The following is a 13,677-nucleotide window of genomic DNA, read 5'->3' as shown; positions in this document are numbered from 1 at the left end:
TAACTTGCTGAAGACCGCCGCCACTTTCGTGACCGCCGCAGCCGCCGCGCTGCTTGTCGCCGTTCCCGCTGCCGCGCAGGACACCGCGCGGGTGGAGCAGCTGACGTTCGAAAGCCCGTCGCTGGCGGGCAACCTCGAAGGCAACGACATCGCCCGCAGCGTGGTGGTCGTTACCCCTCCCGGCTACGACGAGAACCTCGGCAAGCGCTACCCGGTGGTCTATTACCTGCACGGCTACTGGATGCCGGTGGACGTCCAGCAGGCCGGTTTCCGGCTGGACGAGGCAGTGCAGGCCGCGTCCGAGGCGGGCAACGATTTCATCATGGTGATGCCCGACGGCTTCTCGAAGCTGCGCGGCGGGTTCTATTCCTCCGGCCCCACGGTGGGCGACTACGAGAGCATGGTGGCTGACGACCTGGTGAGTTGGGTCGACAGCAACTACCGCACTATTGCCGACCCCGCCTCGCGCGGGCTGGCAGGTCACTCGATGGGCGGATACGGAACCATCCGCATCGCCATGCACCGGCCCGGCATTTTCTCCAGCATCTACATGATGAGCGCGTGCTGCCTGCCGCCGATGGAAATGACGCCGGAGCAGGCGCGCATGATCGAGGGCATGAGCGAGGAAGATGTCGCCAGTGCCGATTTCGGCCGGCTTGCCGGTGTCTCGACGCTGGCCACATGGTCGCCCGATCCCACCGCCGACAATTTCCTGAAGGTCGACACTGGGCTTCGCGAAGACGGCACGATCGACCCGCTGGTGAACCAGCGCCTTGCCGCCAACTCACCGGTGGTGCTGGTGCCGCAGTTCCTCCCTGAACTGAACGCGCTGGACGGCTTCGCCATGGACATCGGCGACCAGGACTTCCTGCTCGAAGGCAATGCCCAGTTCCGCGAGGAACTCGACCGTTTCGGCGTCGACTACGACTTCGAACTCTACGAAGGCGACCACGGCAACCGCATCCGCGAACGCATCCGCACCGAAGTGCTGCCGTTCTTTGCCGAGCACCTGGATATGGGCGGAGTCTGACCTCGGCGACTATTCCCCGCGAGGGGGTAGGGTCGGCGGTTGTTCGAACGGCACCAGTTGCGCGCGAAGCTGTTCAACGGTGAGCGGTTCGCCCGGCAGTGCAAAGCGGTCGCCCGGAATAGTCTCGGTCGATACGTCGGTCAGGATCAAATTGGAAATCCGCAGGGGAGCCCCGGAGCCAATAATTTCCTGCATGTCCGCATTGGCCCTGGCCAGCATGGCAAACGTGCCAGAAAAGCGTCCAGTGATCGCTGTGTTCATCGACTGCATTGCGTCGCCAATCGGTGCGAGCGCGGGCTCGTTGCTGATAACGAGAAGGGCGTAAACTGGCTCGGCATTCTGCTCGTTCACGATGCCATAAGCGATGCCCGACCGACCGTGGATTTGCTCTTTACCCATTGGCGCGAATTGCCAACTTGGTGAATCTGTTGCTTCGGGCATTTCGCCGCGAAACATCGTCTCTCCAAGTTCGGCCTGTAGCTGCATCTGGTCGGCCATGCGGATGACATGCGGGCCAGAAAGCCCTCTTTGCACGACGTAAAGCTCTCCATCGAGCAGCAGATAGTAGACAGGCAGATTGGCCATCTGGAGCCGAACGTCGCCCTTTCCGCTAACTTCGAGGGTCATGGTCATTTCAAAAGGTATGCTGTCGTCTGCCATCTCGTAGAGTGCGGTGACATCAGCAGCCGCCGGCGACGCCAGGAGAGCAAGCCATGACACGGCAACGGCTCGAATTATCTTGTATCTTGTCATTGCAGTTGCATTGCATGGCAGCCGAGCGGTGCCAACCTCTCAGCGTGTTTGCTTTCGCTCGAAACTAGCCTTAGGTCTCGCAGCCATGACCGCCCCCGTCCTCACCTCCACTCTCGACACTGACAGCGCCGAGGCGAAAGCCCGCGCCGAGCACAACCGCGCGCTGGCGCAGGAGCTTCGCGACAAGGTGGCCGAGGCCGCGCTGGGCGGTAGCGAGAAGCACCGCGAGCGGCATGTGTCGCGCGGCAAGCTGCTGCCGCGGGAGCGGGTGGAGCGGTTGCTCGATCCGGGCTCGCCCTTCCTCGAGATCGGTCAGCTGGCGGCGAACGGCATGTATGGCGGCGACGTAAACGGTGCCTCCATGATCGCCGGGATCGGGCGCGTGTCCGGGCGGCAGGTGATGATCGCCTGCAACGATCCCACGGTGAAGGGCGGCAGCTACTACCCGATGACGGTGAAGAAGCACCTGCGCGCGCAGGAGATCGCGCAGCAGAACCGCCTGCCGTGCGTCTACCTGGTCGACAGCGGCGGGGCGAACCTGCCCTACCAGGCTGAGGTCTTTCCAGATCGCGAACACTTCGGGCGCATCTTCTACAACCAGGCGCAGATGAGTTCGATGGGCATCCCGCAGATCGCCTGCGTGATGGGCTCATGCACCGCCGGCGGCGCCTACGTGCCCGCCATGAGCGACGAGAGCGTGATCGTGCGCGAGCAGGGCACGATCTTCCTCGCCGGGCCGCCGCTGGTGAAGGCCGCGACGGGCGAGGAGATCAGCGCCGAGGATCTTGGCGGGGGTGCGCTCCACGCGAAGAAATCGGGCGTGGTCGATCACCTCGCCGAGAACGACGAGCACGCGCTTACCATCGTGCGCGATATCGTCAGCCACCTTGGCCGCAACGAGCGGGCGAAGCTGGAGGTGCAGGAGCCGCGCCCGCCGAAGTTCGACGCGGAAGACCTCTATTCCATCATCCCGGAAGACGTGCGCGCGCCTTATGACGTGCACGAGGTGATCGCCCGGCTGGTGGATGCATCCGAGTTTCACGAGTTCAAGCGCGATTTCGGCTCCACGCTGGTCTGCGGCTTTGCCCACGTGTGGGGCATGCCGGTGGCGATCCTGGCCAACAACGGCGTGCTCTTTTCCGATAGCGCACAGAAGGGCGCGCACTTCATCGAACTGGCCTGCCAGCGGGGCATCCCGCTGCTGTTCCTGCAGAACATCTCGGGCTTCATGGTCGGCGGCAAGTACGAGGCCGAGGGCATTGCCAAGCACGGCGCGAAGCTGGTGACTGCGGTCGCCACCGCGCAGGTGCCCAAGATCACCGTGGTGATCGGCGGCAGCTTCGGCGCGGGCAACTACGGCATGTGCGGCCGCGCCTATTCCCCGCGTTTCATGTTCACCTGGCCCAATGCGCGCATTTCCGTGATGGGCGGTGAACAAGCGGCCAGCGTGCTTGCCACCGTCCACCGCGATGCGGACACCTGGAGCGAGGAAGAGGCGGAGGAGTTCAAGGCCCCGATCCGTCAGAAATACGAGGACGAGGGCAACCCCTACTACGCCACCGCCCGCCTGTGGGACGACGGCGTGATCGACCCCGTCCAGACCCGCGACGTGCTGGGATTGTCGCTGGCGGCTTGTCTCGAAGCGCCGATCCCCGAGACCCCGCGCTTCGGCGTGTTCCGGATGTAGCAAGCGCCATGGCCCTGCCGCGTGTGTTCACGATCGACTGCACCGGCAATGCCGATGAGGCACGGGCAGCGATCCGCGCTGGCTTGTCGAAATGGCTTGCCGAGAGAGACGGGCCACGCGGTTGGGTCGCCGGACCCTTCATGTGCCTTTGGCGAACAGCCCTCCTCAACGACAATACCGTTTATGCCTTGATACTGCGCCGGGGCTGGCATGCCAGGATCGTCGGTGTGACACTCAACGATATCGCCCTGGCGCTCGCCCTGCTGCTGTCTATCGGCCTTCTGGGATGGCTGATCGCACGGACAATCGCCGGGCAGCTGTTTGCCTTGGGCACCGTCCCCCTTGGCATCCTCGCGGTCGGAGCGATCGCTCTCGTCATCCACTGGCCGCGCGGAACCCGGGAAGATCGAACCATCGTCTTCCTGCGCCGCGCGGCAGGCGGGCTGACGATGGAACCGATTTCGGAGGAGCCGCTACCCGATTACTCGCGAACCCCGAGGCAAGCGAAATTGACAATCGGTTCAAAGGGTCCCGTGGAAGGGCCTGCGGCGGCGAATGTCCGCAGTGCATTCAGAGAAATGGATGCGGGCGTTGCCGAGTACCTCATCCTTGAATCGGGCACGGAACATTTCGTCCAGTGCCGGCCCGAAGACGATGGCTACGTCGTCGAATGGCGCGATGGCGGAGCCGAGCGGCACTTTGCCGCAAGGCGGCCCGACGGGCTGGCCGAACCATTGAGCAGCCGCGATGCTCTGAGGTTGATCCTCGACTATCTGCATGAGTCCGAGTGGCCCGATACCGTGTCATGGGAAAAGCGCTGGCTCTGGAAGTGAGGGGCGGACCTGCCCCGTCCGGCCAACCCGTTCGCCGAACGGCAATTGTCCATCGACCGGCAACTTGCGCGATGCTTGCCGGGCCAGCGAGGCAAGGCTAATCGATTACACATGTAATTCGAAGGAATGGCCATGAAAACAATACACAGCGTCTTCGTCGCGGGCATCGCCGTCGCCGCCCTTGCGGGATGTTCTCAAAGCTACTCTCAGGGGGACAGCTTCGCCGCGTCGCAGTATTCGGGCGGCGAGCGGCAGATCGAAGGGTCCGGCAACGTGGTGCAGCGCGAACTTGCCATGGGCGATTTCCGGCGGCTGGAACTGAACGGGCCGATGAATGTGGAGCTCCGGCAGGGGGCCACGCCGCGCCTGGTGGTGATCGCGGAAGACAACCTGATCGACCTGATCGAGGCCGAGACTTCCGGTGGCACGCTGTCGCTGGGGACGCGCGGGTCCTTCCGCACGAACGCTGGGCTGCGCGGCGTCCTGACGGTGCCTTCTCTCGATGAGGCAACCATCAAGGGCAGCGGCGATATCGACGTGGACGGCTGGAATGCGCAGGCCCTGGCGCTGCGCGTCATGGGCTCTGGCGATAACCGCCTGCGCGGCGCGGTCGATACGGTGGATGCCCATGTCATGGGCTCGGGCGACATGGACCTGCGCGGCGCATCCATTCGCGAGGCCACGGCCAGGGTCAACGGCTCGGGCGACATTCGGCTCGGCTCGCTCGACCGGCTCGTGGCCCGTGTTGCGGGTTCGGGCGATATCGACGCTGGCGAGGTGCGCAGTGTCGATCAGTCGGTGAATGGCAGCGGCGATATCCGCATCGTCTCGGCTCGCTGACTTCGCGAACTTCGCTGGCAATTGCTCGTCCTCCTGCTAGGCCTTGCAGAGGGAGGAGCAATTGCCTGATCAGCCGGATCGCAAACCCAGCATGCTGTCGCGCGTGGTGTGGCGGCTGCTGCGCGCCCTCTATCGCTGGAAGGGCTACACGCTCCTCAACCATCCGCCGCACCTCTCCAAGTTCATCCTGGTGGGCGCACCGCATTCCTCGAACTGGGATTTCGTCTGCTTCGCGGGCGTGGTGCAGGAAGTGGGCGTCAGCCCGCGCTTCATCGGCAAGCACACACTGTTCAAGTGGCCGCTGACACGGTTCATGTACGACATGGGCGGCATGCCGATAAACCGGTCGTCCCCGCGCGGATACGTGAATGCGGTGGTGGAACAGGTGAAGGCGGCAGACGATATCGCCCTGGTGATCGCGCCTGAAGGTAGCCGCTCCAGCGACGGGCGCTGGCGCAGCGGATTCTACCACATCGCCACCGGCGCTGGCGTGCCCATCGTGTGCGCCTGGGTGGACGAGGACAGCGGCCAGGTGGGTTTCAGCGAGGCGCTGGAGCCGTCCGGCGATTTCCAGGCCGACCTCGCCCGGATCGCGGCCTTCTATCGTCAGGCCATGCCGGACTGTCCTCGTTTTGCCGTGCTGGAGCAGCAGGCCAGGGGCGAAATCGAGACGCCGAAAAGACCCGTGGACCCCGAGGTCCTGGCCCCCGAGCAGCCCGACGCCAATCCTCACGGCGGTTGAGGCGCCGCTGGCGGCCGCAGGAACCGCTGGCGAGGGGCGGGCGTTGAGAGCCCACACACAGGACGGGGGTTCTGTAAGGAAGGTTTTCTCATGGACCAGAATACCCTTATCGCCATTCTCGTCGTTGTCGCACTCGTCATCGCCATTGCCATCTGGCTGTTCTTCTCGCGCCGCCGCACCGATCACCTGCGGGACAGGTTCGGCGAGGAATATGATCGCACGCTCGACAATTCGGGCGATCGCACCGCGGCTGAACGGGCGCTGGAAGAGCGCGAGAAGCGCGTCGATGCGCTGGATATCCGACCGCTTACCGCAGAGGAACACTCGCGCTTCGAAGAGGAATGGCGCGATGTGAAGGGCGTGTTCGTCGACAGTCCCGCCGAAGCGGTGCTGCACGCCGATCGCATGCTGGCCAACATGATGAAGACCGTCGGCTATCCGATGGCCGATTTCGATCATCGCTACGAAGACCTGACCGTCGATCACCCCGACGTGGCCCGCCATTACCGCGAAGGCCATGCGATTGCCGAGCGCCACGGTTCCGGCAATGCCAGCACCGAGGACATGCGCCAGGCGATGAAGCACTACGAAGCGCTGTACGATCACCTGGCATCGAACAGGGAACGCGACACCGTTTCGCAGGGCGAATACGCCGGCGCCTCTACGCGCGACGCCCCTGCATCGACCGGGGCAACCACCCGCACCACCGACGTCGACGGCGATGGCGATGCGGATATCGTGCGCCGCGACCTCGATGGCGACGGGCACGCCGAAACCACGCGGGCAAAGACAGACTGAAGGGCGGGGCCGGCTGGGACCAATCCCGGTCGGCTCGGCTGTCCTAGCGATGGCCCTCGTGATTGAGGGCGTATTTCAGGCTGGCGCCGATCATCAGCCCTGAAATCCCGACTATCACCACCGCCCAGACCCAGTGCGGCAGCAGCAGTTCGGCCTCGATCGCGCCGGTATCGGAAAGCATCGGCCGTCCGCCCACGATCGCGCTTTCGGAAAACAGGTAATCGAGATCGTTGAACATCGAGAGGGCCGCCAGCACGCCCACGAACTGCAGTGCAAACAATTGCAGCCCGCGCGGCCCTTTCCACGCCAGCCACGCGAGGGCCACGGCGATCAGCGGCAGGACCGTCAGCCCCACCACGCTGCGCACCCATATCAGCGTCGACAGCGCCAGCGCGCCCGCCAGGGCATAGAGCGCGGGCTGCCAGTACTTGCGCGCGCTGCTGGCCAGGATCAGCACGGCCCCCATGATGCTTGGTCCCAGCGGGCCGCCCATGGCGATCAGCGCTCGGTCGAGCCCGCTGCCGTCCAGTGCGGTGCGGGAAGTGGCATAGCCCGAGCCATCGGCATTGATCACCAGCATGTCGAACGCGTTGCCCGTCAGCAGGGCGGTAAGCCCATGGCCCATCTCGTGGAACCACGTCGTGAGGATGACGAAAGGCCAGATCAGGTAGGTGCCGAAGGGGAGAGCCGGAAGAAAAACCACCAGCACGCCCGCAAGGACCAGGCGACCTACCTGTTCTTCCTGGCTCCCGGGCCGAACGCCTTGCCAGCCCGTCATTCCCGCACCGCCTTCGCGACGCCGCGCTGTTCGGCCAGCGCGCTCCATGCGGCAAGGAACAGGCCTGCCACCAGCGGGCCGACCACGATCCCCGACAGGCCCATGGCGGCGATCCCGCCCAGCGTGCTTATGAGGATGATCCAGTCTGGGATGCCGGTATCGCGCCCCACCAGGATGGGACGCAGCACGTTGTCCGCCATGCCGATCACGGCGACGCCGGAAACTATCACCACCACGCCTTCCCAGATGGCACCGGTCGCCAGCAGGTAGATCGCCACCGGTGCCCAGACGATGGCCGGGCCCAGCGCGGGCAGCAGCGAGAAGATTGCCATCAGCACGCCGAACAGCAGGGCCGACGGCACGCCGACGATCATGAAGGTCACCGTCCCCAGCGCGCCCTGCACCAGTCCGACGACGACGGAGCCCTTGATGGTGGCGCGCACGATGGAGAGGAACTTGTCACCCATGCGCTGCGCCAGCGATTGCTCCATCGGCAGGGCCGCTATCACCTGCGGCCCCAGCCGCCCGCCGTCGCGCAGCAGGAAATAGGTAATGTAGAGGCCTACGCCGAACGCCAGCACGAAGCCGAACACGCCGCCGCCGATGGCCACCGCCTGCTGCGCGATCAGGCCCAGCGACGCCTCGACGAACTCCTGCGCCCGGGTCTGCAGCACGGCGAAGTCGGTCCAGCCGTCCGCCGCCAGCGGCGCGCGCAGGTTCTCGGGCAGCGCGCCGATGACCTGCGCGGGCCATTCGGTGATGTCCACCTCGCCTTCGCGGAACGCGTTCAGCAGCCCGATCGCCTCCTCCACCACCATGGTTCCCAGGATGAAGGCAGGGATGATCACGGCAATGGTGATTACCAGCAGGGTCAGCCCCGCGGCGGTGCTTTCATGGCCGCCCAGCAAGTCCCGGATGCGGCGATAGAGCGGCTGGAACATGATCGCCGCCAGCGCGGCCCACAGCATTGGCGCGGCAAATGGCCAGATAATGGCCAGCAGCGCCAGCGAGACCAGTGCCAGGAACACAAGGAAACCGCCGCGTTCCAGCGTCTGCTTGTGCTGGGGATCGGTCATGCGGCGATGATGCTCCTGCGGTGCATGGACGACGGTTACGATCGGCGGGTTAGATGACGGTATCAGACATCGAGGTTGGCGACATTGAGGGCATTTTCCTGGATGAACTCGCGGCGCGGCTCCACCACGTCGCCCATCAGGCGGGTGAAGATCTCGTCGGTAACGTCGGCGTCTTCCACCTTCACCTGCAGCAGCTCGCGGTTCTCGGGGTCGAGCGTGGTCTCCCACAGCTGCTCGGCATTCATTTCGCCAAGACCCTTGTAGCGGCTGACCGAGAGGCCCTTGCGACCCGCCGTCAGCACGGCATCCAGCAGCTGGCTGGGGCGGGTGATCGCGGTCTCGGGATCGAAGGCCGGGCTGTCTGCGTCGGTTTCCTCGGCGTTGTCCTCCACCGGCTGGGCCTCTCCGCTGGCGTTCTTCACCAGGCGGGCGGGCTGCGCGTAGGTTTCGGCCTGAGCGATGCCGCGGGTGTTAAGCTTGCGCGCCTCCGCGCTGTCGAGGAACTTGGCCTCGATCAGGTGCACGTCGGTCACGCCGCGCCACACGCGGTCGAAACGCACGTCGCCGTTTTCGGTAGTGCGCGCGGACCAGTCGGCTTCCGGATCGCTCAGCTGCATCTGGCCTGCCGCATGGGTGAGTCGCTCGTCACGCTGGGCCGGGGTGAGGTCCGGCTCCAGCGCGCCGGCCATGGCCATGGCCTCGATCACGGCGGAATCGTACTTGCGGGGGGCGAAAGCCAGCAGGTTCTTGAGCTGCAGCGCCTTATCCACCAGGTCGGCCAGGTCGGCGCCCGATCGTGCGCCCTGGTGTGTTTCCAGCACGCGGCCCTGCAGGCCGTTCTCCACCAGGTAGCGATCCAGCGCGCCCTGGTCCTTCAGGTAGACCTCGCTCTTGCCCTTGGCGACCTTGAACAGCGGCGGCTGGGCGATGAACAGGTGCCCGGCCTTGATGATCTCGGGCATCTGGCGGTGGAAGAAGGTGAGCAGCAGCGTGCGGATGTGCGCGCCGTCGACGTCGGCGTCGGTCATGATCACGATCTTGTGGTAGCGCAGCTTTTCCAGGTCGAACTCGTCGCGAAGACCCGTGCCCATGGCCTGGATCAGCGTGCCGACTTCCTTGGAACTGATGATCCGGTCGAAGCGCGCGCGTTCCACGTTCAGGATCTTGCCCTTCAGCGGCAGGATCGCCTGGTACTTGGAATCGCGCCCGCTCTTGGCGGAGCCGCCGGCGGAGTCACCCTCGACGAGGAAGATCTCGCTCTTGGCAGGATCGCGTTCTCGGCAGTCGGACAGCTTGCCCGGCAGGCTGGCGACGCTCATCGCGCCCTTGCGGCTCATCTCGCGCGCCTTGCGCGCGGCTTCGCGGGCGGCGGCGGCATCGATGATCTTGCCGATGATGGCCTTGGCGTCGGCGGGATTTTCCTCCAGCCACTCGGTCATCTTCTCGCCCATCAGGCTTTCCAGCGGCTGACGCACTTCGGAGGAGACGAGCTTGTCCTTGGTCTGCGAGCCGAACTTGGGATCGGGCAGCTTCACCGAGACGATCGCGGTCAGGCCCTCGCGCATGTCCTCGCCCGAAAGCGTGACCTTGGCGTTCTTTAGCAGGCCTGTGGCGTTGGCGTAGTTGTTGAGCGTGCGGGTGAGCGCGGCGCGGAAGGCGGCGAGGTGGGTGCCGCCGTCACGCTGCGGGATGTTGTTGGTGAAGCACAGCACGTTCTCGTAGTAGGAATCGTTCCATTCCAGCGCCACGTCGATGCCGGTGCCGTCCTTCTCGGCGGAGACGGAAATGGGTTCGGGCACCAGTGGCGCCTTGTTGCGATCGAGCCACTTCACGAAGGCCGCGATGCCGCCCTCGTAGAACAGGTCGTGCTCCTCCACTTCCTCGTGCCGCTTGTCGCGCAGCAGGATGCGCACGCCGGAATTGAGGAAGGCGAGTTCGCGATAGCGATGCTCCAGTTTGTCGAAATCGAAATCGGTGACGTTCTTGAACGTCTCTTCGCTGGCCTTGAAGGTGACGCGGGTGCCTTTCTTGAGGCCGTCCTCGTCGCCGTTGCTTTCCACCGGCGGTGCGTCGCCCACCTCGCGCAAGGGTTCCACGGCGTTGCCGAGCTCGAAGCGCATCCAGTGCTCACGCCCGTTGCGCCACACGCGCAGCTCCAGCCATTCGGAAAGGGCGTTCACCACGGAAACGCCCACGCCGTGCAGACCGCCCGAGACCTTGTAGGCATTGTCGTCGCTGGTGTTCTCGAACTTCCCGCCGGCGTGCAGCTGGGTCATGATGACCTCCGCTGCGGACACGCCTTCTTCCTTGTGGATGTCCACCGGAATCCCGCGGCCGTTATCCTCCACCGAGACGCTGCCATCGGGGTTGAGCTCGATCAGCACCAGGTCGCAGTGCCCGGCCAGCGCCTCGTCGATGGCGTTGTCGGACACTTCGAAAACCATGTGGTGCAGTCCCGATCCGTCATCGGTATCGCCGATGTACATGCCGGGCCGCTTTCGCACGGCATCGAGCCCTTTCAGCACCTTGATGCTCTCGGCACCGTATTCGCCGTTGCGGCGGGCATTTGCAGGGGGAGTCTTGGGCGTTTCTTCGGGGGTATTGTCCATATCGATCATATAGGCATTGCGCGCCCCGTGCGGAAGGCTGCGGACCCCTGGCGGCCCGCTTTTCCACGGCTTACCGAAAGGGGGCGGCGCGGCAGGGCCTCATGTCCGGAGATTGCGGCTGTCGCGGAAACAAGAATGGCCGCCCCTTGGGGAGGGGCGGCCACATGAAAGGCCCGGAAACGGGGAAGGGGGGAGAGGAGGTTCCCGGGCCCAAGGGGTCTTCGTGTTTTCGCAGCGCGGGGCGGACAGGTTACCTCGCCCGTCTGGAAAGGCGAACAAAGCCGCGCCCGGCGTCGTTGCGCGCCAGATGGCCGGGGAACGATAATTTTGCAAATGCGAAATAATCGACAAGTGTTGCGTTTTACGCAACATTGCCGATCATTTCGCGAAACGGTGTTGGTAGGGGGAAGGCCTCTAGCGGGCGGCGAGCTGGATTGGGGCGCGAACCGTGGTGTCCGCCTCGGCGATCTCTGCCCCGAGGATGGCCTTGCACTCTCGGTAGAGCATGTGCGCCTTCAGGTCGCGGCCCACCGGGCGCACGCAGGCTTCCTCGACAGCGCTTTCGATCTGCTGCTCGCGGCTGGCCGGTGCGGATTCGCTCCGCTCAGTGACGCTCGGGGCTTCGCCCAGGATCATCACGAAGGAGGACTGGGCAAAGGCCGGGGTAGCGGCCATCAGGGCCAGGCAAAAGGCGGAGAGGCGAATGGTCTTCATGGCGACTATACTCCTGATCTGAACTAGCGTTCACGGGTTCAGGACATCCTCGACTTCCGCCATTTTTGTGCACCTGCAGCATTAATTGTGCAAGTGCGAAAAGGGCGACAGACGTTGCGGTTTTCGCATCGGCGAGATTTTCACAATCGCGAACGGGCCTTTACGTCGATGCAGGCCGCCCGGCGCTGGACTTGGGCGCGTCGTTTGGGCAATGCGCGCTCATGCAGGCAGACCATCTCCCCGATTCCATCCTCATCGTCGATTTCGGCAGCCAGGTAACGCAGCTGATCGCACGCCGCGTGCGCGAAGCGGGCGTCTATTCCGAGATCGCGCCTTTCACGCAGGCCGAGGAGGCCTTCGAGCGGCTCAATCCCAAGGGCATCATCCTCTCGGGCTCCCCCGCCAGCGTGCCTGACGAGGGCAGCCCCCGCGCGCCGCAGTTCCTGTTCGAGGCGGGCGTGCCGATCCTTGGCATCTGCTACGGCCAGCAGGTCATGACGCACCAGCTGGGCGGCGAAGTGCGCCCCGGCCACGAAACCGGCGAGGGCGGCGAATTCGGCCGTGCCTTCCTTACCGTGACCGCCGACTGCGCATTGTTCGACGGCCTGTGGCAGGTGGGCGAGCGGCACCAGGTGTGGATGAGCCACGGCGACAAGGTGACGCAGTTTGCCGACGGGTTCGAGATCGTCGCCACCAGCGACGGCGCGCCCTTCGCGGTGATTGCCGACGAAAAGCGCAAGTTCTACGGCACGCAGTTCCACCCGGAAGTGGTGCACACCCCCGATGGCGGCAGGCTGCTGTCCAATTTCGCGCGGCACGTGTGCGGGCTGGCGGGCGACTGGACCATGGCCGAATTCCGCGCCACCAAGATCGCCGAGATCCGCGAGCAGGTGGGTGACGGCAAGGTGATCTGCGGCCTCTCCGGCGGCGTCGATTCCGCCGTGGCCGCCGTCCTCATTCACGAGGCGATCGGCGAACAGATGACCTGCGTGTTCGTGGACCACGGCCTGATGCGCCAGGGCGAGGCCGAGCAGGTCGTCTCGCTGTTCAAGGGACACTACAACATCCCGCTCGTCCACGTGGACGCCGAAGAGATGTTCATGACCGGCCTCGCGGGCGAAACCGACCCGGAAAAGAAGCGCAAGTTCATCGGCAAGACCTTCATCGACGTGTTCGAGGAAGAGGCGCGCAAGATCGGCGGGGCCGATTTCCTCGCGCAGGGCACGCTCTATCCCGACGTTATCGAGAGCGTATCCTTCACCGGCGGGCCGAGCGTGACAATCAAGAGTCACCACAACGTGGGCGGTCTGCCCGAGCGCATGAACATGCAGCTGGTGGAGCCGCTGCGCGAGCTGTTCAAGGACGAGGTGCGCGATCTTGGCCGCGAGCTGGGACTGCCCGATGCCTTCGTCGGTCGCCATCCTTTCCCCGGCCCGGGTCTCGCCATCCGGATACCCGGCGAAGTGACCAAGGAACGCTGCGACATCCTGCGCAAGGCCGATGCCATCTACCTCGAGGAAATCCGCAACGCGGGCCTCTACGACGCGATCTGGCAGGCCTTCGCCGTCCTGCTGCCGGTGAAGACCGTGGGCGTGATGGGCGACCACCGCACCTACGACAGCGTGTGCGGCCTGCGCGCCGTGACCAGCACCGACGGGATGACGGCGGACGTCTATCCCTTCCCCGCTGAATTCCTCACCCGCACCGCGACGCGGATCGTGAACGAGGTGCAGGGCATCAACCGCGTGGTGTACGATTACACGTCGAAGCCGCCGGGCACGATCGAATGGGAATGATCCCGGCGGCGTGAGAGCCGC

12 protein-coding genes are annotated in these 13,677 nt (G+C 64.9%); 7 read left to right on the top strand and 5 right to left on the bottom strand.

What is annotated here, in order from left to right:
* Positions 1–4 precede the first annotated feature (4 nt).
* The gene (locus AAA989_RS05805; protein ID WP_338241781.1) at positions 5–1,030 is read left to right on the top strand and encodes an alpha/beta hydrolase; all 1,026 of its coding nucleotides are present in this window, start codon (positions 5–7) and stop codon (positions 1,028–1,030) included.
* A 9-nt stretch (positions 1,031–1,039) separates the two neighbouring features.
* On the opposite strand, the gene AAA989_RS05800 is transcribed toward AAA989_RS05805, so the two are convergent.
* A complete protein-coding gene (locus tag AAA989_RS05800) occupies positions 1,040–1,783 on the bottom strand; it encodes a hypothetical protein (RefSeq protein ID WP_338241780.1) in 744 nt (247 codons plus the stop codon).
* An 85-nt stretch (positions 1,784–1,868) separates the two neighbouring features.
* On the opposite strand from AAA989_RS05800, the gene AAA989_RS05795 reads away from it, so the two are divergent.
* From AAA989_RS05795 to AAA989_RS05775, 5 genes are all read left to right on the top strand, one after another.
* Entirely contained in the window at positions 1,869–3,470 is a 1,602-nt protein-coding gene (locus tag AAA989_RS05795; RefSeq protein ID WP_338241778.1) for a carboxyl transferase domain-containing protein, read from the top strand.
* An 8-nt stretch (positions 3,471–3,478) separates the two neighbouring features.
* Positions 3,479–4,303, top strand: coding sequence for a hypothetical protein (locus AAA989_RS05790; protein ID WP_338241777.1), 825 nt, complete (start codon positions 3,479–3,481; stop codon positions 4,301–4,303).
* A 132-nt stretch (positions 4,304–4,435) separates the two neighbouring features.
* Positions 4,436–5,143 (top strand): head GIN domain-containing protein, encoded by a 708-nt coding sequence (locus AAA989_RS05785; RefSeq protein WP_338241775.1) that lies wholly within the window; start codon positions 4,436–4,438, stop codon positions 5,141–5,143.
* A gap of 61 nt (positions 5,144–5,204) precedes the next feature.
* Positions 5,205–5,885: a 1-acyl-sn-glycerol-3-phosphate acyltransferase gene (locus AAA989_RS05780; RefSeq protein ID WP_338241773.1), complete on the top strand. Its 681-nt coding sequence runs from the start codon at positions 5,205–5,207 to the stop codon at positions 5,883–5,885.
* A gap of 90 nt (positions 5,886–5,975) precedes the next feature.
* Positions 5,976–6,683 (top strand): hypothetical protein, encoded by a 708-nt coding sequence (locus AAA989_RS05775; RefSeq protein ID WP_338241772.1) that lies wholly within the window; start codon positions 5,976–5,978, stop codon positions 6,681–6,683.
* Between the two features lie 43 nt (positions 6,684–6,726).
* On the opposite strand, the gene AAA989_RS05770 is transcribed toward AAA989_RS05775, so the two are convergent.
* From AAA989_RS05770 to AAA989_RS05755, 4 genes are all read right to left on the bottom strand, one after another.
* Positions 6,727–7,461 (bottom strand): M50 family metallopeptidase, encoded by a 735-nt coding sequence (locus AAA989_RS05770; RefSeq protein WP_338241770.1) that lies wholly within the window; start codon positions 7,459–7,461, stop codon positions 6,727–6,729.
* A complete protein-coding gene (locus AAA989_RS05765; protein ID WP_338241768.1) occupies positions 7,458–8,537 on the bottom strand; it encodes an AI-2E family transporter in 1,080 nt (359 codons plus the stop codon). The genes AAA989_RS05770 and AAA989_RS05765 overlap by 4 nt, the downstream gene beginning before the upstream one ends.
* 62 nt (positions 8,538–8,599) lie before the next feature.
* Complete coding sequence (gene gyrB, locus AAA989_RS05760) at positions 8,600–11,146, bottom strand: DNA topoisomerase (ATP-hydrolyzing) subunit B (RefSeq protein WP_338241766.1); 2,547 nt, start codon at positions 11,144–11,146, stop codon at positions 8,600–8,602.
* Positions 11,147–11,560: 414 nt separating this feature from the next.
* Positions 11,561–11,860: a hypothetical protein gene (locus AAA989_RS05755; RefSeq protein WP_338241765.1), complete on the bottom strand. Its 300-nt coding sequence runs from the start codon at positions 11,858–11,860 to the stop codon at positions 11,561–11,563.
* A 221-nt stretch (positions 11,861–12,081) separates the two neighbouring features.
* Between AAA989_RS05755 and guaA the strand changes: the two genes are divergently transcribed.
* Positions 12,082–13,656 (top strand): glutamine-hydrolyzing GMP synthase, encoded by a 1,575-nt coding sequence (guaA, locus tag AAA989_RS05750; RefSeq protein WP_338241764.1) that lies wholly within the window; start codon positions 12,082–12,084, stop codon positions 13,654–13,656.
* Positions 13,657–13,677 lie beyond the last annotated feature (21 nt).

Origin of the sequence: Aurantiacibacter hainanensis (genome assembly GCF_036321025.1) — a bacterium.
Classification (GTDB): domain Bacteria; phylum Pseudomonadota; class Alphaproteobacteria; order Sphingomonadales; family Sphingomonadaceae; genus Alteraurantiacibacter; species Alteraurantiacibacter hainanensis.
Note: the sequence above shows the minus strand (reverse complement) of the source record. Positions and strands in the feature narration are given on the sequence as shown.

What these genes read in the sequence shown, in the direction of transcription:
- AAA989_RS05800 (WP_338241780.1), bottom strand. Translation starts at nt 1,783, where the DNA reads ATGACAAGATACAAGATAATTCGAGCCGTTGCCGTGTCATGGCTTGCT.
- AAA989_RS05795 (WP_338241778.1), top strand. Translation starts at nt 1,869, where the DNA reads ATGACCGCCCCCGTCCTCACCTCCACTCTCGACACTGACAGCGCCGAG.
- AAA989_RS05790 (WP_338241777.1), top strand. Translation starts at nt 3,479, where the DNA reads ATGGCCCTGCCGCGTGTGTTCACGATCGACTGCACCGGCAATGCCGAT.
- AAA989_RS05785 (WP_338241775.1), top strand. Translation starts at nt 4,436, where the DNA reads ATGAAAACAATACACAGCGTCTTCGTCGCGGGCATCGCCGTCGCCGCC.
- AAA989_RS05775 (WP_338241772.1), top strand. Translation starts at nt 5,976, where the DNA reads ATGGACCAGAATACCCTTATCGCCATTCTCGTCGTTGTCGCACTCGTC.
- AAA989_RS05770 (WP_338241770.1), bottom strand. Translation starts at nt 7,461, where the DNA reads ATGACGGGCTGGCAAGGCGTTCGGCCCGGGAGCCAGGAAGAACAGGTA.
- AAA989_RS05765 (WP_338241768.1), bottom strand. Translation starts at nt 8,537, where the DNA reads ATGACCGATCCCCAGCACAAGCAGACGCTGGAACGCGGCGGTTTCCTT.
- gyrB (WP_338241766.1), bottom strand. Translation starts at nt 11,146, where the DNA reads ATGGACAATACCCCCGAAGAAACGCCCAAGACTCCCCCTGCAAATGCC.
- AAA989_RS05755 (WP_338241765.1), bottom strand. Translation starts at nt 11,860, where the DNA reads ATGAAGACCATTCGCCTCTCCGCCTTTTGCCTGGCCCTGATGGCCGCT.
- guaA (WP_338241764.1), top strand. Translation starts at nt 12,082, where the DNA reads ATGCAGGCAGACCATCTCCCCGATTCCATCCTCATCGTCGATTTCGGC.